General features: G+C 74.2%; 19 protein-coding genes. 7 read left to right on the top strand and 12 right to left on the bottom strand.

Annotated features, from left to right (window positions below; genetic code table 11):
- The 3 genes from O7611_RS06020 to O7611_RS06010 form a co-directional block, all read right to left on the bottom strand.
- Positions 1–1233: a low temperature requirement protein A gene (locus O7611_RS06020; RefSeq protein ID WP_194802993.1), complete on the bottom strand. Its 1233-nt coding sequence runs from the start codon at positions 1231–1233 to the stop codon at positions 1–3.
- Positions 1234–1305: 72 nt separating this feature from the next.
- Positions 1306–1890: an HhH-GPD-type base excision DNA repair protein gene (locus O7611_RS06015; protein WP_269696349.1), complete on the bottom strand. Its 585-nt coding sequence runs from the start codon at positions 1888–1890 to the stop codon at positions 1306–1308.
- Positions 1891–2008: 118 nt separating this feature from the next.
- A complete protein-coding gene (locus O7611_RS06010) occupies positions 2009–3229 on the bottom strand; it encodes a S8 family peptidase (protein WP_120571034.1) in 1221 nt (406 codons plus the stop codon).
- 181 nt (positions 3230–3410) lie between these two features.
- Here O7611_RS06010 and O7611_RS06005 point away from each other — a divergent pair, with 181 nt between their 5' ends.
- A complete protein-coding gene (locus O7611_RS06005) occupies positions 3411–4895 on the top strand; it encodes a DUF7782 domain-containing protein (RefSeq protein WP_269696348.1) in 1485 nt (494 codons plus the stop codon).
- Complete coding sequence (gene dtd, locus O7611_RS06000; protein WP_262013555.1) at positions 4895–5317, top strand: D-aminoacyl-tRNA deacylase; 423 nt, start codon at positions 4895–4897, stop codon at positions 5315–5317. The genes O7611_RS06005 and dtd overlap by 1 nt, the downstream gene beginning before the upstream one ends.
- Here the strand turns inward: dtd and O7611_RS05995 are convergent.
- On the bottom strand, positions 5314–6102 hold the full coding sequence (locus O7611_RS05995; protein WP_194803035.1) for a sporulation protein: 789 nt from the start codon (positions 6100–6102) through the stop codon (positions 5314–5316). The two genes, dtd and O7611_RS05995, sit on opposite strands and share 4 nt — an antisense overlap.
- A 220-nt stretch (positions 6103–6322) precedes the next feature.
- On the opposite strand from O7611_RS05995, the gene sigB reads away from it, so the two are divergent.
- The 4 genes from sigB (at position 6323) to O7611_RS05975 (ending at position 8646) form a co-directional block, all read left to right on the top strand.
- Positions 6323–7309: an RNA polymerase sigma factor SigB gene (sigB, locus tag O7611_RS05990; protein ID WP_269696347.1), complete on the top strand. Its 987-nt coding sequence runs from the start codon at positions 6323–6325 to the stop codon at positions 7307–7309.
- Between the two features lie 103 nt (positions 7310–7412).
- A complete protein-coding gene (locus tag O7611_RS05985) occupies positions 7413–7754 on the top strand; it encodes an ArsR/SmtB family transcription factor (RefSeq protein ID WP_370585021.1) in 342 nt (113 codons plus the stop codon).
- The gene (locus tag O7611_RS05980; protein WP_194802986.1) at positions 7751–8242 is read left to right on the top strand and encodes an SRPBCC family protein; all 492 of its coding nucleotides are present in this window, start codon (positions 7751–7753) and stop codon (positions 8240–8242) included. Before O7611_RS05985 ends, O7611_RS05980 begins: the two co-directional genes overlap by 4 nt.
- Entirely contained in the window at positions 8239–8646 is a 408-nt protein-coding gene (locus tag O7611_RS05975) for a VOC family protein (protein WP_194802985.1), read from the top strand. Before O7611_RS05980 ends, O7611_RS05975 begins: the two co-directional genes overlap by 4 nt.
- 3 nt (positions 8647–8649) lie before the next feature.
- Here the strand turns inward: O7611_RS05975 and O7611_RS05970 are convergent, their stop codons facing one another.
- From O7611_RS05970 to O7611_RS05960, 3 genes are read right to left on the bottom strand one after another with little or no spacing between them, the layout of a single operon-like run.
- Complete coding sequence (locus O7611_RS05970; RefSeq protein ID WP_194802984.1) at positions 8650–11205, bottom strand: bifunctional acetate--CoA ligase family protein/GNAT family N-acetyltransferase; 2556 nt, start codon at positions 11203–11205, stop codon at positions 8650–8652.
- A gap of 25 nt (positions 11206–11230) precedes the next feature.
- Positions 11231–12412: an acetoin utilization protein AcuC gene (locus O7611_RS05965; RefSeq protein WP_194802983.1), complete on the bottom strand. Its 1182-nt coding sequence runs from the start codon at positions 12410–12412 to the stop codon at positions 11231–11233.
- A 47-nt stretch (positions 12413–12459) separates the two neighbouring features.
- Entirely contained in the window at positions 12460–13317 is an 858-nt protein-coding gene (locus O7611_RS05960) for a sulfurtransferase (protein WP_269696346.1), read from the bottom strand.
- A 97-nt stretch (positions 13318–13414) separates the two neighbouring features.
- Between O7611_RS05960 and O7611_RS05955 the strand changes: the two genes are divergently transcribed.
- Entirely contained in the window at positions 13415–14101 is a 687-nt protein-coding gene (locus O7611_RS05955) for a metal-dependent transcriptional regulator (RefSeq protein WP_135238925.1), read from the top strand.
- Between the two features lie 12 nt (positions 14102–14113).
- Here the strand turns inward: O7611_RS05955 and O7611_RS05950 are convergent, their stop codons facing one another.
- From O7611_RS05950 to O7611_RS05930, 5 genes are all read right to left on the bottom strand, one after another.
- Complete coding sequence (locus O7611_RS05950) at positions 14114–14662, bottom strand: hypothetical protein (protein ID WP_135238924.1); 549 nt, start codon at positions 14660–14662, stop codon at positions 14114–14116.
- 87 nt (positions 14663–14749) lie between these two features.
- Positions 14750–14983, bottom strand: coding sequence for a DUF5522 domain-containing protein (locus tag O7611_RS05945; RefSeq protein ID WP_269696345.1), 234 nt, complete (start codon positions 14981–14983; stop codon positions 14750–14752).
- Positions 14984–15012: 29 nt separating this feature from the next.
- Positions 15013–16455: an alpha/beta hydrolase gene (locus tag O7611_RS05940; protein ID WP_269696344.1), complete on the bottom strand. Its 1443-nt coding sequence runs from the start codon at positions 16453–16455 to the stop codon at positions 15013–15015.
- Between the two features lie 102 nt (positions 16456–16557).
- Positions 16558–17199 (bottom strand): class I SAM-dependent DNA methyltransferase, encoded by a 642-nt coding sequence (locus tag O7611_RS05935; protein ID WP_269696343.1) that lies wholly within the window; start codon positions 17197–17199, stop codon positions 16558–16560.
- Positions 17200–17346: 147 nt separating this feature from the next.
- A complete protein-coding gene (locus O7611_RS05930; protein WP_269696342.1) occupies positions 17347–18282 on the bottom strand; it encodes a DUF2332 domain-containing protein in 936 nt (311 codons plus the stop codon).
- Positions 18283–18301: the final 19 nt, after the last annotated feature.

Here is an 18301-nt window from a genome sequence, read left to right as displayed (position 1 = left end):
TCACGCCTCGGGGCCGGCCTCGTCGAGCGCCTCCCGCCCGATCGGCGAGGCGGAGGGCTCCGGCGGCCGGTGCCAGGCCCGGCGGGCGTCGGCGAACGCGACGAGCGCCAGCACGAGGGCCACCGCGCCGAGCGCGAACATCGCCGGCACGGTCGCCAGCGCGGGCAGGAGCAGCACCAGGACCAGCAGCCCGGCCAGCCGGGGTCGGGACACCCGGCCGAAGATCTCGTACTCGAACCGGGAGCGGGCGGCCAGGAACAGCGCCGGGCCGCCCACCACGAAGACCAGCCAGTTCGGCCGGGCCGTGTCGTACGGGTGGGTGATGACCAGTTCGTAGCCGACCGCGGCACTGAGCACGCCGAGCACCATGAACAGGTGGGTCTGCGCCGCCGACTCGGCCAGCCGCCCCGGCGTGCCGGCCATCCGCAGCGCCTCCGCCAGCAGGTGACCGGCCCGGTAGAAGTAGATCCGCCAGAGCAACGCCGTGATCACGAACGAGATCGCGAACGCCACCGCCGCTTCGCCGGAGAACTCCTTCCCGCTGTAGGTCACGCCGATCACCAGAATCGACTCACCGAGCGCGATGAGGAAGATCTGCTGGTAGCGCTCGGCGAGGTGCTCCCCGGTGACCTGCCACCGGCGAACCCGCGACGCCCCGAGCCGGGGCAGCGGCCAGCCCAGCAACGTGCCCGCCTGGTCCACGGCGAGCGCGAAGACCCACAGCGCGAGGCGCGGGCCGGGCAACAGCGCGCCGGCGATCCAGAGCGGGGCGCTGAATCCGGCCCAGGCGGCCAGCCGCAGCGGAACCATCCGGCGCGGATGCCTCCGCAGCGCCGCCGCGATCAGCAGCGGCCGGCCGACCATCACCGCCACGTACGCGAGCGCGAACGGCAGCGCCCGCTCCTCAAGCGCCCGGGGCAGCGTCACCCCCAGCACCAGGCTGCCGAACATGGTGCCGACCACCACGAACTGGATGACCATGCGCTCCGGCTCGTACCGGCTGGTCACCCAGGTGGTGAGGGTCCAGACCTGCCAGAGCACCAGGAACAGCAGCAGGGTCTTGCCCACCTCGGCGGCGACCGCCCCGGCGGAGCCCTCGATGCCGTTGATCAGGCGCTGCGAGACCCGGGTCAGCGCGAACACGAAGACCAGGTCGAAGAAGAGTTCCAGGAACGTGGCCCGCCCCGGGCTGGACCCGGTACGCAGCAGCGCCCCGCCCCGCTGCTCGGTCATCGTCCGCCCCCGTCCCCCGTCCTGGCGACAAACGACAGGGACGGCGGGCCGGTTGCGGCGGCGGGCGGCGGATCAGCCCTTCGCGGCCTTCGCCTCCGCCTTCATCCGCTGCTTGAACTCGCGTACGCGGCGCAGCGAGTCCGGATCGGTCACGTCGGCCACGGACCGGTGGGCGTCCGCGTCGCCGTAGTCGCCGGCCGCCTCGCGCCAGCCGTCCGGGGTGATCCCGAACCGCTTGCCGAGCAGCGCGACGAAGATCTGTGCCTTCTGCCGGCCGAACCCGGGTAGCTCACCCACCCGGCGCAGCAGCTCCCGGCCGTCGGTCACGTCGGACCAGAGCCGGGCCGGGTCACCGTCGTAGCGCTCGACGAGCGCCCGGCACACCTCCTGCACACGGGCCGCCATCGCCTTGGGGAAGCGGTGCAGCGCGGGCGGCCGGGCGAAGATCTCCACCAGCGCCTCCGGGTCGTACCCGGCCAGTTCCGCGGCGTCGGGCTCGTGGCCGAGCCGCTGCGCCAGCACGTACGGGGAGGAGAACGCCTTCTCCATCGGCACCTGCTGGTCCAGCACCATGCCGAGGAGCAGGGCCAGCGGGCTGCGCGCCAGCAGTTCGTTCGCCTGCGGGTCGATGGGCAGTGACAGCGTCATGGGAACCATCCTGCCGCCCCGCCCGCCGGTCGCGGGCGCCGACTCCCCGACGACGTGACGCGGCCCGGCGGACCCCTGCGAGGTCCACCGGGCCGCGGCCCACGGTGTGGTCAGGTCACCCGTGTCGTCAGTTGACGACGAAGAGCAGCCGGTTCGGCGAGCCCGAGCCCGGGCTGGTCACCTTGCCGGTGGTGGCGTTGCTGGTCAGGTAGCTGGCCACCTGAGCCGGGGTGTAGGAGGTGTTCGCGGACAGCACGAGCGCCGCCGCGCCGGCCACGTGCGGGGACGCCATCGAGGTGCCGCTGATCGAGTTGGTGGCGGTGTCGCTGGTCCGCCACGCCGAGGTGATCGACGAGCCCGGGGCGAAGATGTCCACGCAGGAGCCGTAGTTCGAGTAGGAGGCACGAGCGTCGGTGCTGGTGGTGGCGCCCACCGTGATCGCCGAGGCGACCCGGGCCGGCGACGAGTTGCACGCGTTGGCGCTGGAGTTGCCGGCCGCGAGCGCGTACGTGATGCCGGAGTTGATCGAGTTGGCCACCGCGTTGTCCAGCGTGGTGCTGGCGCCGCCGCCGAGGCTCATGTTGGCCACGGCCGGCTTCACCGCGTTCGAGGTGACCCAGTTGACGCCGCTGATCACGCCGGCGGTGGTGCCGCTGCCGGAGCAGTTGAGCACCTTGACGGCCACCAGGCGCACGCTCTTGGCCACGCCGTACTTGGTGCCGCCGACGGTGCCGGCGACGTGCGTGCCGTGGCCGTTGCAGTCGGTGTTGTTGGTGTCGACCGTGTTGGTGCCCCAGGTGGCCCGGCCGCCGAAGTCGCTGTGCGTGGTGCGGATGCCCGTGTCGATGATGTAGGCGCGGACGTTGCTGGCGGTGTTCGGGTAGGTGTAGGTGCTGTTCAGCGGCAGGTTGCGCTGGTCGATCCGGTCCAGGCCCCAGGTGGCGCCGGTCTGGGTGCCCTGGGTGGTCATGACGCGGTCCTGCTCGACGTACGCGACGGCCGGGTCGGCGGCGAGCCGGCGGGCCTGGGCGGGCGTCATCTTCGCGCTGTAGCCGGTGAGAGCGGAGCTCCACACCGTGCCGACGTTGCCGCCGTAGCGCTTGGCCAGGCCGGCGGCCCGGTCCGGCACGGCGGTACGGGCGGCGAGGGTGTTCGCGGTGCCGACCGCGTCGCCCTTGAGCACGACCACGTAGCTGCCGCTGACGGCGTCCGCGGCGCCGGCGTACCGGATCTCCCCGGTGGGCGCGGCGAGAGCGGGCGTGGAGGCGGCGGCGGCGAAGGCCGCGGCGGCGGCCGTGACGGCGAGCGCACGCAGCGCGCGCCGCCGGGGAAGGGACACGTCGGGCATCGTCTGGCTCCCTACCGGGCGGCCCGGTTCGTGGCCGGATCGCCCCATCGACGGATGTTGGCAGGAATGCTAGCCAGAGATCGATAAACATGAAAGAGATAGCCGCCGATAGATGCGGTCGGCGTTATGGATTCGGCGGGTGCCGCGCCACGCCGGACGGCGCCCGGGGCAGGATGAGCACGTGGACCGTCACGACATGCTGCTCTCCCCCGCCGGGGTCGACGCGCTGCGCACCGCGCTGACGCTCGCCCGCTTCACCGCCAACGGGATCGCCGACCGCCTGGGCCCGCAGGCCACCGGCGCGGTGGCCCGCAACGACTACCGGGCCGCGCTGCGCGCCACCGAGGACCGGGACCGGCTGGCCACGCTGATCCGCGTCTTCATCTGCGACCAGACCGAGCCGGAGGCGGCGCTCGCCGACGCGCTGGCTCCGCTGGCGCTGGACGAGGCGCTGGCCGGGGGCATCGTGGAGCGGCACGGCGACGGCCTGCGCGCCGGGGTCGACCTGGAGCCGTACGGCGACGACTGGTGGGTGCTCGCCGACGTGCCCGCAAGTGCCCGGCCCGGGCGCCCGCTGCACTCCGAGCACGTACTGGGCATCGGCGGCGCCACCCAGACGCTGATCTCGGCCGCCGTGCGGCCGGTCGTGGACACCGCGCTCGACCTGGGTACCGGTTCCGGCGTGCAGGCGCTGCACCTGGGCACCCACGCCCGCCGGGTCACCGCCACCGACGTCTCCGAGCGGGCGCTGCGGTTCGCCGCCACCACCGCCGCGCTCAACGGCCAGGACTGGGAGCTGCTGCGCGGCGACATGGTCGCCCCGGTGGCCGGGCGCCGCTTCGACCTGGTGGTCAGCAACCCGCCGTTCGTGGTCGGCCCGGGCACCACCACGCACGTCTACCGGGACTCCGGGCGGGTCGGCGACGCGATCGGCGCGGAACTGGCCGCTGCCGCGCCGGACCTGCTCACCGAGGGCGGCACCATGCAGTACCTGGCGAACTGGGTGCACGTCACCGGCGAGGACTGGGCCGAGCGGGTCACCGGCTGGTTCGCCGGCACCGGCCTGGACGCCTGGGTCATCCAGCGCGAGGTGGCCGACCCGATGGCGTACGTGAACCTGTGGCTGACCGACGTCGGCGAGAGCGCCGACCCGCAGCGGATGGCGGCCTGGCTGGACTGGTTCGACGCGCACAAGGTCGAGGCGATCGGCTTCGGCATCGTCTCGCTGCGCCGCTCCGGCCACGACCAGCCGGTCGTGCGGGTGGAGGACCTGCGCCAGCGGGTCGAGCCGCCGCTGGGCGACCGGATCGGCGAGTGGTTCACCAGGCAGAACTGGCTGCGCGCCCGGGACACCGAGGGCCTGCTCGCCGCCCGCTACCGTGCCGCCGAAGGGCTCCAGCTCCGGCAGGAGGCCACCATGGGCGACGACGGCTGGGCGGTGGACCGGCAGGTCCTGGCCATGCCTCGCGGCCTGCGCTGGTCGGAGGAGATCGACCCGCTGGTGCTCGCCCTGGTCGGCGGCGCCGACGGCCGGCTGCCGCTGCGCGACCAGCTCGCCCTGCTCGCCGCCGCGCACGACGTGGCACCGGACGAGCTGGCCGAGGCGGCCGGACCGATCGTGGCGCACCTGGTCGAGCGCGGCATCGTCGAGCCGGTGACCGACTGATGCGGGCGGTGGTGCAGACCGTCGGCCGGGCCCGGGTGACTGTCGGCGACGAGGTGACCGGCGAGATCTCCGACGGGCTGCTGGTGCTGCTCGGCGTCACCCACACCGACACCCCGCAGGTGGCCGCCACGATGGCCCGCAAGCTGCACGAGCTGCGCATCCTCGACGACGAGCGCAGCGCCGCCGACGTCGGGGCGCCGCTGCTCGTGGTCAGCCAGTTCACGCTCTACGGCGACGCGCGCAAGGGCCGGCGGCCGAGCTGGACCGCCGCCGCCCCCGCCGAGGTGGCCGAACCCCTGGTGGACGCCGTGGTCGAGCAGCTGCGGTCCCGGGGCGCGAAGGTGGAGACCGGCCGTTTCCGCGCCCACATGCTGGTGGAGAGCGTCAACGTCGGTCCCCGGACCCTCGTACTCGACCTCTAGAAGAACAGGCCCCGGCGGGACAGCGACTGCCGCAGCCAGCCGTCGAGCTGGGCGGCCCAGTCCGTGTGGTCCGCGGTCGCGTGGTCCACGGTGAACCGGCCGAACGCGTCCCGGCCCTCGGTGAACAGGCCGCCCCGCTTGTCCAGCTCCAGCACCACGTGGACCTGGCGCGGATCGGTCACGAAGGTGACCTCCAGCTGGTTCATCGCGCCCGCGTACTGCGGCGCCGGGTAGAACTCGATCTCCTGGTAGAACGGCAACTGCTGGTGCAGGCCGTAGATGTGTCCGCGCTCGACGTCGGCACGGGCGAAGCGGAAGCCCAGCCGCAGCAGCGCCTCCAGCAGCCGCTCGTGGGCCGGCAGCGGGTGCACCGACACGGCGTCCATGTCACCCTTGTCCACCGCCCGGGCCACCTCCAGCTCGGTACGCAGACCCATCGTCATGCCGTGCAGGTGCTGGCCGTACAGGTCGGTCAGCGGGGTCTCCCAGGGCACCTGGAAGCGGAACGGCACGTCGTGACGCTGCCCCGGCTCCAGCCGGAACGGGCCGGTCATCTGGGCCCGGCCGAACTCCTGGTTGACGTCGTACTCGCTGTCGGAGCTCTCCACCTCGACCCGCGTGACCAGGCCGAGTGCGACGTAGCTCACGTCCACCGGGTGGTCACCGCCGACCACCTGGATCCGGCCCTCCAGAACGCCGCCCGGGCGGCAGTTCGGGTTGGCCAGCACCGTCTCCACCGACGGTCCGCCCACACCCATCGCCTGCATGAGCCGCTTGAAGACCACCACGTTCTCCGATCATCAGTGCCGGGCCGGCCCCGACGGCCGGTCGGTGGCACGGTAACCGCGCCGGGCAAGGGAATGCCGGATTCCCACGTGGATTCCTGTCGGGTCCCCGATCGCCTCACTCCCGTCTCACGCCCCGACCGCCAAGCTGTTTGTCATCGGCCACCACCGCGTGGGCGGCACGGGACCGGTAGGCACGTCGGACACGGGGAGAACAGAGATGACCCAGCAGATGATCGAGCACCAGGACATGGACGTCACCCTCACGGACCTCGACGCCACCGACGAGCGCGGCGTCTCCACCGACCTGGTCCGGGCGTACCTGAACGGCATCGGCCGCACCAAGCTGCTCACCGCGGCGCAGGAGGTCGAGCTGAGCAAGCGGATCGAGGCCGGCCTCTTCGCCGAGGAGAAGCTGGCCACCTGCACCCCCGTCTCCGCCGAGCTGCGCGTGGACCTGGCGCTGATCGCGGCCGAGGGCCGCGCCGCCAAGGACCACCTGCTGGAGGCCAACCTGCGGCTGGTGGTGAGCATCGCCAAGCGCTACACCGGTCGCGGCATGGCCTTCCTCGACCTCATCCAGGAAGGCAACCTCGGCCTCATCCGCGCCGTCGAGAAGTTCGACTACACCAAGGGCTACAAGTTCTCCACCTACGCCACCTGGTGGATCCGCCAGGCCATCACCCGCGCCATGGCCGACCAGGCCCGCACCATCCGCATCCCGGTGCACATGGTCGAGCAGGTCAACCGGATGGTCCGGGTACGCCGCGAGCTGTCGGTCACGCTGGGCCGCGAGCCCACGGTGAGCGAGGTGGCGGTGGCGCTGGAGATCCCGGAGTTCCAGGTGATCGAGCTGATCTCCTACGACCGGGAGCCGGTCAGCCTGGACCAGGCCGTCGGCGAGGACGGCGAGAGCGCGCTCGGCGACTTCGTCGCCGCCGTCGACCCGCGTACCGAGCCGGGCGACGCCGCCACCAACGGCGAGCTGCGCAACGAGGTCCGCATCGTGCTGGCCACGCTGTCCCAGCGGGAGCAGGCGGTGATCCGGCTGCGCTTCGGCCTGGACGACGGCCGGCAGCGCACGCTGGACGAGGTCGGCCGCGAGTTCGGTCTGTCCCGGGAGCGGATCCGGCAGATCGAGAAGGTCACGCTGCTCAAGCTGCGCGACCCGGAGCGGGCGAACCGGCTGGAGGCCTACGCCTGCTGATCCACCCCTGCCCCGACAGGCCCCGGCGGTTCGCCGGGGCCTGTCGTGCTTGACCCGGGCGCTCCCACGATATAGAACCGACTGGTTACACAACCAGGAGGTTATGAAAGTGCCCCCGGATCTGCTCGACGCCACCTTCGCCGCGCTCGCCGACCCCACCCGGCGCGCCATCCTCACCCGGCTGGCCGCCGGGGAGGCGACTGTCACCGAGCTGGCCGAGCCGTTCGCGATGAGCCAGCCGGCCGTCTCCAAGCACCTCAAGGTGCTCGAACGCGCCGGCCTGGTCACCCGGGGCCGGGACGCGCAACGCCGTCCCTGCCGGCTCGACGCCCGGCCGCTGCGGGAGGCGGTCGCGTGGCTGGCGGACTACCGGGACTACTGGGCCGAGAGCTACGCGCGGCTGGACGAGGTGCTCGCCGAACTGACCGCCGAGGAGCAGCGGTGACCGGCCTGACCGTCAGCCTGCCCGGCGACCGGGAGATCCGGCTCAGCCGCGACTTCGCCGCTCCGCGCCACCTCGTGTTCGCCGCCTTCACCCGCCCCGAGCTGCTGGTCCGCTGGTGGGGCGCCCGGGGCTGGCACCTCGTCGAGTGCGAGGTGGACCTGCGGGTGGGCGGGCGCTGGCGGTTCGTCTCCCGGGGGCCGGACGGCGACCTGATGGGTCAGGGCGGCACGTACCGGGAGGTCGACCCGCCCTCACGGCTGGTCTGCACCGAACTCTTCGACGACCAGTCCTATCCGGGCGAGACGCTCGTCCGCCACGACTTCACCGGCCCGTCGGACCGGACCACGGTCGTCACCCATCTGCGGTACGCCACCGCGCAGGGGCGCGACACCGTCCTGCGCTATCCGATGACCCGCGGCCTGAGCGAGGCGTTCGACCGGCTCGCGGCAGTGCTGCACACCGATTCGACGACAGGAGCGACGACATGAACTGGACGCTGGAAGTGGTGGTCGTACCGGTCTCCGACGTGGACCGGGCCAAGGAGTTCTACGCGCAACGGCTCGGCTTCGTCGTCGACCACGACACGGACCTGGGCGGCGCGGGGCGGATCGTCCAGCTCACTCCCCCGGGCTCCGGCTGCTCGATCGTCCTCGGCCGGGGCGTCGTACCGGAGATGCCGCCGGGCTCGCTCAAGGGCGTGCAACTGGTCGTACCGGACCTGGAGCGGGCGCGCACCGAACTGGTCGAGCGGGGCGTCGAGGTGAGCGAGATCCAGGTGATGGGCCAGAACCCGTACCCGGTGCCGCACCCGCTGGACAACGTCGGCTTCCTGTTCCTCCGCGACCCGGACGGCAACGAGTGGTCGGTGCAGCAGATCTCCGACCGCGGCTGAGGTCTACAACCTTCGCGGGCCGGTGTCGGGGCGGGCGGCCTCGGCGCCGGTGCGCACGGTGGCGTGCAGCACCGAGATGCCGTCCGGCCGGGCCAGCACCGGATTCAGCGTGAGCGACCGCACCCGGGGCTGCTCGTCGGCGAGCCGGCCGACCCGCACCAGCAGGTCGACAAGGGCCGCCCGGTCCACCGGCGCGGCACCCCGGTGCCCGCGCAGCAGCGGCGCCGCGCGGGGTTCGTCGACCAGCTCGGCGGCGTCCCGGTCGGTGAGCGGGACCGCTCGCCAGGCCCGGTCGCCGAGCAGCTCGGTCGCCACGCCGCCGAGCCCGAACCCGACCACCGGCCCGAACGCCGGATCCTCCACCAGTTCCACCACGCACGCCACGCCGGGCGCGACCATCGGCTGGACCAGCACCTCCGCGCCGAACACCGGGGCCATCTCGGCGTACGCGCGGCGCAGCGCGGCGGCGTCGGCCAGGTCGAGACGTACCGCGCCGAGGTCGAGGCGGTGCCGCAGCCCGGGGGCGGCGGCCTTGAGCGCCACCGGCCAGCCGAGCCGCTCCCCCACCGCCGCCGCTTCCTCGGCCGAGCGGGCCGGCACCGAGTCCACCACGTCGATCCCGTACGCGCGCAGCAACGCCGCCGAGTCGGCCCCGTCCGGGCGCAGCGCGGCGTGCCCCGCCGCGCGGTCCACGTCGGCCAGTTCCGGGAGCACGCCCGGTGGCCGGCGCAGCCAGTCCGCGTACGCGGTCACCCGGCCCAGCGCGCGTACCGCCTCCTCCACGCTCGGGTACGCCGGCACCCCGGCCGGCACCAGCCCGGCCAGGAACGTCGCCACCACCGGCTTGCCGGTGACCCGCGCGTCGGGCAGCGCCGAGGCGAAGTCGGCCACCGGGTCGGCGAGCTGGCCCGGCAGCGGCGGCGCGAACACCGCCACCACGGCGTCCACCCGCTCGTCGGCGACCGCGTCACCGAGCGCGGCGGCGTACGCGGCGGCCCCGGCGCTCGGCCCCACGTCCTGCGGGTAGCCGTCGGCGACTGCCAGTCCCTGGGCGGCGCAGGCGGTCGCGGCCAGCCCGGTCAGCGCCGACGAGTTGCCCACCACGGCGACCCGCCGCCCGGCCGGCAGCGGCTGGTGGGCCAGCAGCACGCCCACGTCGAGCAGCTCGGACACGGTGTCCACCCGGATCACCCCGGACTGGGCGAACAGCGCGCTCACCGCCGCCGCGTCCAGCGCGGGTGCCTCCCCCACGCCCGGCGGCCGGGCCAGCGAGGCGAGTGCCACCACCGGCTTGCTGCGGCCGATGCGCCGGGCCAGCCGGGCGAACTTGCGCGGGTTGCCGAACGTCTCCAGGTAGAGCGTGATGACGTCGGTGGCCGGGTCGTCCTGCCAGTACTGCAGCAGGTCGTTGCCGGACACGTCGGCCCGGTTGCCGGCCGAGACGAAGCTGGACAGGCCGAGCCCGCGCCGGGACGCCTCGGCCAGCAGCGCCACCCCGAACGCGCCGGACTGGCTGAACACGCCGACCCGGCCCGCCGCCGGCAGCACCGGGGCGAGCGTGGCGTTGAGGCGTACCGCCGGGTCGGTGTTGGCGACGCCGAGGCAGTTCGGGCCGACCACCCGCATGCCGGCCAGGTGCGCGGCGCGGACCAGCGCGCGCTGTGCCGCCGCGCCGGCCGGGCCGGACTCGGCGAACCCGGCCGAGATCACCACCAGCCCGTGCGCGCCCGCGCGTGCCGCGTCGCGGACCACGTCGGTCACCGCGTCCGGCGGGACCGCCACCACGGCGAGATCGACGTCCTGGCCCGCGTCGGCGGCCGACGGGTACGCGGGCAGCCCCGCCACCGTCGACGCGCTCGGGTGCACGGGCACGATCGCCCCGGCGAAGCCGCCGTCGCGCAGGTGCCCGAGCAGCGCCGCGCCGACGCCCTGGCCGGTGGTGCTGGCGCCGTAAACGGCGATGCCGCGCGGCGCGAGCAGCCGGGCGATCGACCGCGCCTCCGTGCGGTGCTCCCGGCCGCGTTGCACCTCGAGAGTCGCCTCGGTGGGCGCGATCGGGAAGCTCAGGTGCACCACGCCGTCGGCGTACTGGCGCTGGACCTGGTAGCCGAAGTCGGCGAAGACCCGCAGCATCGTCCCGTTTGCGGGGAGCACCTCGGCGACGAAGTGCACGATCCCGTGGCGCCCGGCCGCGTCGGCCAGGTGCTCCAGCAGCACCGAGCCGATGCCCCGGCCCTGGTAGGCGTCCTCGACCACGAACGCCACCTCGGCCTCCGGCGAGGCGGGGCCGAGCCGCTCGTAGCGGCCGACCGCGACGATCCGCTCGCCGGCCAGCACCACGAACGCCTCCCGGTCGCGGTGGTCGACGTTGACGAAACGCTTCAGGTCGCGTTCCGGGATACGCGGGTACGGCGAGAAGTACCGCAGGTATCGGGTGCGCTCCGAGAAACGGCCGTGCATGGCCACGATCTCGGGCGCGTCCTCCGGACGGATCTGTCGCAGCTGGACGGTCGTGCCGTCGCTGAGCAGCACGTCCAGCGGTTGTTCGACTGTGGTCACCGGTCGGTCCTCCCCTGCCGCCGGCTCAGTCGCGCGGATCGTGCGGATCGAGCCCGAGCAGCGGGAAGACGGCCTTGCGGGTGGCTGCGACGGCCCGGTCCACCGCGTTCGGCTCGCCGCTGGGCTGCCACGGCAGGTACGCCGGGTCCACGTCGTCGGTCATCCGCAACGGCACGTCGTGCCCGGGTAGCCGCCGCGCGGCCAGCTCCCGCCAGCCGGGCGGGGTCAGCGTCGCCGGGTCGACCGGCTCACCGGTGGCGATCGCGAGCAGGTGCGTCCACGCCCGGGGCACCACCTCGACCAGCGCGTACCCGCCGCCGCCGGTGGCGACCCAGCGGCCGTCGCACAGCTCGTCGGCGAGCGCCCGCAGCGAGCGGTACGTGGCCCGCTGCCCGTCCACCGACAGGTGCAGGTCGGCCAGCGGATCCTTGCGGTGCCCGTCGGCGCCGCACTGGGTGACGAGCACCTGCGGCCGGAACGCGCGCAGCACCGACGGCACGATCGCGTGGAACGCCCGCTGCCAGCCCGCGTCACCCACACCCGGCGGCAGCGGCACGTTGACGGCGGTGCCCTCCGCGCCCGGTCCGCCGGTCTCGTCCGGGAACCCGGTGCCGGGGAACAGCGCGAGCGGCGTCTCGTGCAGGCTGATCGTGAGCACCCGCGGGTCGCGGTAGAAGATCTCCTGCACGCCGTCGCCGTGGTGCACGTCCACGTCCACGTACGCGATCCGCTCCGCGCCGAGGTCGAGCAGCCGCGCGACGGCCACGGCCGGGTCGTTGTAGACGCAGAACCCGGCGGCCCGGGCGGGCATGGCGTGGTGCAGCCCGCCGGCGACGCTCACCGCGCGCCGGGCCTCGCCACGCCACACCGCCTCGGCCGCGGCCGTCGTGGCGCCGGCGATCAGCGCACTCGCCTCGTGCATCCCGTCGAAGACCGGATTGTCCGAGGTGCCCAGACCGAAGCCGGCGAACAGCGGGTCACGCGGCGCGGACCGGACCGCGTCCAGGTAGGCCGGATCGTGTACGCGGGTGAGCAGCGCGTCGTCGGCCGGCTCGGGCTTGACCAGCCGTACGCCGGGCCGGTCCAGCACACCCAGTTCACGGGCGAGCGCCATCGTCAGCTCGACCCGGACCGGGTCGAGGGGATGGTCGCCCATGTCGTAGGCGAGGAGAGCCTCGTCCCACACCACCACCGTGTCGTCGGCCATGCGGCCATCGTCGCACGTGGTCCGGGGCGCGCCCACCAGTCGTACGCTCACCGGCCGGACGTGCCACCTGTCGCGACCGGACGGTCCCTGTCGGCCACCCACTCGCTCCACGAGCCGACGTACAACGCGGCGTCCGGGCGACCGGCCAGGTGCAACGCGAGCACGGCCTGCGCGGCGGTCACCCCGGAGCCGCAGTACGCACCGACCGGCGCGTCCGCGTCCACCCCGGCGGCGGCGAACCGCTCCCGCAGCGCCCCGGCGTCGGGGAACCGGCCCTGCGTGACGTACTCCGGGGCGGGCAGGTTGACCGCGCCCGGCACGTGCCCGGCGACCGGGTCGACCGGCTCGTGCTCGCCCCGGTAGCGCGGCGCGGCCCGGACGTCGATCAGCACGCCGGGCTCGGCGGCGGCGAGCCGGGCGGCCTGCGCGGCGTCCAGCACCGGCAGCGCGCCGGGCGCCACTGTCACGTCACCCGGCGCCGGGGCGGGCACGCTGGTGCCGACCGGCAGCCCGGCGGCCGTCCAGGCCGGGAAGCCGCCGTGCAGCACCCGCACCTGCCGGTGCCCGGCCCAGCGCAGCGTCCACCAGGCGCGGGCGGCGGACATGCCGTCGCCGCCGTCGTACACGACCACCGGATGACCGGCGCGGACGCCCGCCGCCCGCAGCGCGGCCTGCAACGCCGCCGGGTCCGAAAGCGGGTGCCGCCCGGCGGCGCCGGGCGGCCCGCACAGCTCGGTGTCCAGGTCGACGAAGACGGCGCCGGGCAGGTGACCCGCGGCGTAGTCGTCACGCCCGGGCGGGCCGGTCAGCCGCCAGCGGACGTCGAGCAGGGTCGGCGGGTCGGCGTGATCGAGTTCGGCGGCGAGCCGGTCGGGCTCGACCAGCAGGTCTGCGGTGGCGGACATACGGTCCAGTCAACACCATTCGGCGCGCCACCTCCGGCTTCGCCTCCGTCGATGGTCGGTGGTAACGGGTACCATCGGAGCCCAGGAGGCCGCAGACGTGAAGCACGACCTTGTTGACACCACCGAGATGTACCTGCGCACCATCCTCGAACTCGAGGAGGAGGGGGTGCCGCCGCTTCGTGCCCGCATCGCCGAGCGGCTGAAGCAGAGTGGCCCGACCGTCAGCCAGACCGTCGCCCGCATGGAGCGCGACGGCCTGCTCACCGTCGAGGGCGACCGGCACCTGACCCTCACGCCGCAGGGCCGCAACACCGCCGTGTCCGTGATGCGCAAGCACCGGCTGGCCGAGCTGCTGCTGGTGAACGTGATCGGGATGCCCTACGAGGAGGCCCACGAGGAGGCCTGCCGGTGGGAGCACGTGATGAGCGACGCGGTGGAGAAGCGGGTCTTCGACCTGCTCAACCGCCCGACCCGCTCGCCGTACGGCAACCCGATCCCGGGCCTGGAGGAGCTGGGCGACCCGGGCCAGGTGCCCGCCGACGCGGTCGAGGGTGAGCGCAACCTGGCGTTCCCCGGCCTGTCCGGCACTGTCGTGGTGCGGCGGATCTGCGAGAGCGTGCAGACCGACTCGGACGTGCTCCGGCAGTTGCACGCCGCCGGCGTCGACCCGGGCGCGACGGTGACGGTGGCGCAGGAACGCGACGCCGTCTCCATCGACCGCTCCGGTGACCGTGTCCGGCTGCCCCGCGAGGTGGCGTCCCGGGTGTTCGTCGCGGCCCGCTGACGCGGCTCCCGGTCAGAGCTGCCGGGTGTCGATCACCTTGGCCAGCGTGACCAGCTTGCCGGCCGTCTTGTCCGCCTCCGCTTTCGCGGTGCCGGTCGGGGCGGTCCAGCGCAGCGTGGCGAGCCGCCCCTCGGTGGCCAGCCAGCCGACCTCGGCGGCCGGCCCGGACTTCGCGGTCTTGGGCAGCGTGCGCCGGTAGGCGGCCTTGCCCAGCTTGCTGATCTTCGCCGCGCCGCTGGGCTGCACGTCCAGGGCGAACGTGGCGGCGTCGATCGACGTCTCGGTCACCGACAGCGTCAGCTCCGGCAGCACCGCCCCGGCGGCGCGGACCACGCAGGTGTGGGTGTCGCCCCGCTCGGTGGCCGCCGCCACGTCGAACGTGCCGCCGGTGTGCTCGGCGATCACCGCGAAGTCGAGCAGCCGGCACGCCCCGCCCGAGGACGCCGCCGCGACCGGGACCGGCGGAGGCGGGGGCGGCGGCCCGGCCGCTGTGGGCGCCTCGTCGGCGCAGCCGGCGGCGAGCAGGACGGCCGGAACGGCCAGCCAGAATCGGGCACGCACGGGAGACCTCCGCGGTCGGCGGCGGGTCCGACCCGCCGGAGTTCCGTCGGACACCGTACGGCGTGCCCCAGCGGGGACGGAAGCCCCCTAATCGGCCACGTACGGACAGTGCCGGCAGCCTCGCCCGCAGCACGTGCCGCGCCGGGCGAGGAATCCCGCGCTGAGCACGAACAGCCCGGTCTCCGGGTCCAGGTAGCCGGCCTCCCCGGCGGCCAGGGCGGCGGCGTGCGCGGCGAGGATGCGTTCCCGCCCCGGGTGGTCCGGCGACAGCCGCGACGGGTGCGGTTCGGTAAGGGGCCGGTCCGCCAGCTCGTCACGCACCGCTGAAGTCTACGGACGCCACGGCCGCCCTAGTTTCCGCCCGGACCGCCGTCGCTCCGGAGGCGTTCCAGGTACGGCACGAACGCCTCGGGCCGCTCGAACATCGAACGGTGCCCGGCGCGCGGGATCACCAGATGGTCCTTGCGCGGTGCCTGGAGCTGCGCGTACCACTCGTCGAACAGGCGCAGCCGGCCCGGCACCTCCTGCGCGCCGTCCACGAAGTACGCCGGCACCGCGAGCTGCCGCACGTCCCGCCGGAAGTCGATGTCCTGCAACCGGGGGTACAGCACGTCCCAGCCGTCCAGGAAACCGAACAGGTGCACCTTCTCCAGCAGGCTGTACTCGGACACGCCCAGGTTGCCGACCGTCCCGGTCTCGTCCTCGCTCGCGCCTTCCCGGTCGACCGGGAAGGCCCCGGCCTCGTTTGTCAGCAACGGCTCGTACGCCCAGACGTCGCGGTAGGGCGGCGGGCCCTGCGCGGTCATCCGGTCCGCGAGCGCCGTCCGGCCGGTGCGGCGGGCCCAGGCCACGGTGTCGGCGTACTGGCTGCGATCGGCCTCGCGCAGGCTCACCACCTGCCCGACGCCCACGTACGCGGCGAACAGTTCCGGGTGCTGCCGCACGGCGAGCAGGCCGGCGATGGTGCCGCCGGAGTGCGCGACCAGGTGGATCCGATCCCGGCCCAGCCGTTCCCGCAGGTGCCGGGTCACGGCGACCAGGTCGTCCACCTCGTCGTCCAGGTGCCAGCCCGACGGGGCACGGAACCCCGACCAGGAGCGTGGCCCGCCGGCGCGGTCCCAGACGGCCACCACGAATCGGCGCTCCAACTCGGGCAGGTGGCGACGGACCGCGCCGATCTCCGAGCCGCCGGGCGGACCGGGCACCACGAGCAGCACCGGAGCGCTGCGGTCCGTACCCCGGATCAGCAGGCCCAGCTCGCGCCCGGAGGAGTCGACGGTGTCGAAGCGGGCGATGCCGCCGGGGATCGGGTCGGTGCGGCCCGGCACGGCCGCGCCGACGGTGACGAGCGCGAGCAGCGCAGCCAGCAGGCCGACGCCGACCCGGCCCGCCCAGCGCGGCACCGGCCGGCGCGGCGGCACCGCGCCGAGGCGACGGGCCAGGCCGGCGCCGTGGGCGGCGCCGACCAGCAGCGGCAACAAGGTCAGGAGTCCGTGTACGCCCCGGCCGGCGAGCAGCGCCACGACGCCGAAGCCGGACAGGTGCGGACGGTCGACGGTGGGCCCGCGCAGCCGCAGCCGGACCAGCTCGACAGCCACCGCGAAGGCCACCGGCGCGACGAGCATGAACCAGCGGGACCGGCTCAGCCGCCCGGCGGCCAGCCCGACGGCGAGGCTCACCGCGACGGAGGCGAGTGCCGCGCCCACCGTGCCGGGTCCGCGTGGGGTCCACCAGCCGACGACAGCGCCCCAGAGCAACGGCAGCGTCGACGCGAGGAGCATCCGGGTGCGCATGACGTCTCCGTCCGCCGAGATCCTCAACCCTAGCCAGAGCGGCCACTCTGCGCTGTCCCGTTCTCACGTGCGGTACGGATCGGGTGTCGGCCGTGGGGATGTTCAGTCGGCCGGACGCTGCGCGAGCAGGAACGCCTGGGGCTGCCGCTCCCCGCCGACCGGCGCGCGGACCGTCGTCGCCGACACCACGAACCCGGCCGCCGTGAGCTGCGCGGCCAGCCGATCCGGCGACAGCCAGTAGACGTCGAAGGCGACGGAATGGCCGTATGCCTGCTCCCGTCGGTCGAGCCGGTCGCCTGCCTTCACCGCGAGCAGCAGGTGACCGCCCGGGACGAGCACCCGGTGGAAACCGGCGAACACCTCGGGCAGCAGCTCCGGTGGCAGGTGGATGACCGAGTACCAGGAGACCAGCCCGGCCAGCGATCCGTCCGGCACGGCCAGCTCGGTCAGCGAGCCGACCTCGAAGCGCAGGTCCGGGTACGCGCGGCGGGCCACCGCCACCATGCCGGGCGACAGATCGACGCCGCTGATGTCGAGGCCGAGCCGGTGCAGGTGGGCGGTGACGCGGCCGGTGCCGCAGCCCACCTCCAGCACGGGCCGCCCCGGCCCGACCGTCTCGGCGAACGCGGCCAGCAGGGCCCGGTCCAGCGGTGGCTCCACCACGTCGGGCAGCAGCCGAGCGTAGTCCTCGGCAGCGGCGTCGTAGGCGGCGCGCGTCTCGACCAGCCAGGCAGGTTCGGTCACGCCCGCCGACCCTAGTCCAACACCTGCCCGCCCTCACCCGGCCCGCCCAGCCTCCGTCGATCATGAAGTTGGCGGCCGTCGCTCCGGCGTGTCGCGCCGTCAACTTCATGATCGACGAAGACGGCGGGCCGGGCGGGCGTGGGTGGGTCAGCCGAACCAGGTGAGGGACTGGCCGTGGCCGGTCGTCCAGGCCACGGGACGGCCGTCGAGGGCCAGGACGTTGTGGAAGCCTTGGGCGGGCGGCTCGGGCAGGTCGGCGTGGGGCAGCACCGACGGGTCCTCGTTGGCGATCCAGTGGCCGGGCAGGGTCCGCACCAGCTCGGTGAAGGCGTTCCGGCGCGGCGGTGGCACCTGGTAGAGCACCGAACTGTGGAACACCACGAGCGTCGCCCCGGCCGGGGCCTGCGCCGCCAGCGCCGGCAGGTCGTCGACCAGATCACCGCGTACCAGTAGGGGCGGATCGGCCGCCGCAACAGCCGCCGCGGCGCGCAGCCGTTCCCGGCGGTGCCGGTGTTCCGGCCAGATCAGCGCCTCCAGCCAGGCCACGTCGGTCGGGTCGGTGACGTCGAGCGGATTCACGTCCAGCCCGGCCCGCCACACCACCTCCGGCAACCGCTCCGGCGGCTCGGCGCCGGTCAGGTCACAGTCGAGCATCGGCTCGCCGTCGCCGACCCGCCGGTCGCCGTAGCGGTAGGCGTACCGGTCCGGGTAGAGGCACAGCCCGGCGGACGCGCCCACCTCCAGCATCGCCAGCGGCTGCGGCAACGCGGCGAGCACCGGCAGCAGAGCCGCGCAGCGCCCCGCCTCGTTCGTCTGCGTCGCCCGCACCCGCATCTGCGCCGCGACGTCCGGCCAGTGCCCCATCACGTACGCGCGGAACGCCGCCGGGTCGTCCACCGGCCCGCCGAGCAGCCGCACCACCCCGAACAGCAGGTTCGGCTGACGCTTGGCCGGCGGCAGCGTGTCGAGCAGGGCGAGCAGCTCCGGGTCACCGGCGACCGCCCGCGACAACCGCTCGTACGCCGGGGACACGCCGCGCGTCTCACGGTCGGCGAAGACCCGATAGATGTCGATCGTGCTCATCTCCCGAGCATGCCAGCTC

It is taken from the genome of Micromonospora sp. WMMC273, from assembly GCF_027460285.1.
In the GTDB taxonomy this organism is placed as follows: Bacteria; Actinomycetota; Actinomycetes; order Mycobacteriales; family Micromonosporaceae; genus Micromonospora; species Micromonospora aurantiaca.
This window is presented reverse-complemented; position numbering and strand designations above follow the sequence as displayed.

Bases quoted from the DNA above. Each gene is read 5' to 3' on its own strand.
- O7611_RS06020 (WP_194802993.1), bottom strand. From the start codon at position 1,233: ATGACCGAGCAGCGGGGCGGGGCGCTGCTGCGTACCGGGTCCAGCCCG.
- O7611_RS06015 (WP_269696349.1), bottom strand. From the start codon at position 1,890: ATGGTTCCCATGACGCTGTCACTGCCCATCGACCCGCAGGCGAACGAA.
- O7611_RS06010 (WP_120571034.1), bottom strand. From the start codon at position 3,229: ATGCCCGACGTGTCCCTTCCCCGGCGGCGCGCGCTGCGTGCGCTCGCC.
- dtd (WP_262013555.1), top strand. From the start codon at position 4,895: ATGCGGGCGGTGGTGCAGACCGTCGGCCGGGCCCGGGTGACTGTCGGC.
- sigB (WP_269696347.1), top strand. From the start codon at position 6,323: ATGACCCAGCAGATGATCGAGCACCAGGACATGGACGTCACCCTCACG.
- O7611_RS05985 (WP_370585021.1), top strand. From the start codon at position 7,413: ATGAAAGTGCCCCCGGATCTGCTCGACGCCACCTTCGCCGCGCTCGCC.
- O7611_RS05975 (WP_194802985.1), top strand. From the start codon at position 8,239: ATGAACTGGACGCTGGAAGTGGTGGTCGTACCGGTCTCCGACGTGGAC.
- O7611_RS05965 (WP_194802983.1), bottom strand. From the start codon at position 12,412: ATGGCCGACGACACGGTGGTGGTGTGGGACGAGGCTCTCCTCGCCTAC.
- O7611_RS05960 (WP_269696346.1), bottom strand. From the start codon at position 13,317: ATGTCCGCCACCGCAGACCTGCTGGTCGAGCCCGACCGGCTCGCCGCC.
- O7611_RS05940 (WP_269696344.1), bottom strand. From the start codon at position 16,455: ATGCGCACCCGGATGCTCCTCGCGTCGACGCTGCCGTTGCTCTGGGGC.
- O7611_RS05930 (WP_269696342.1), bottom strand. From the start codon at position 18,282: ATGAGCACGATCGACATCTATCGGGTCTTCGCCGACCGTGAGACGCGC.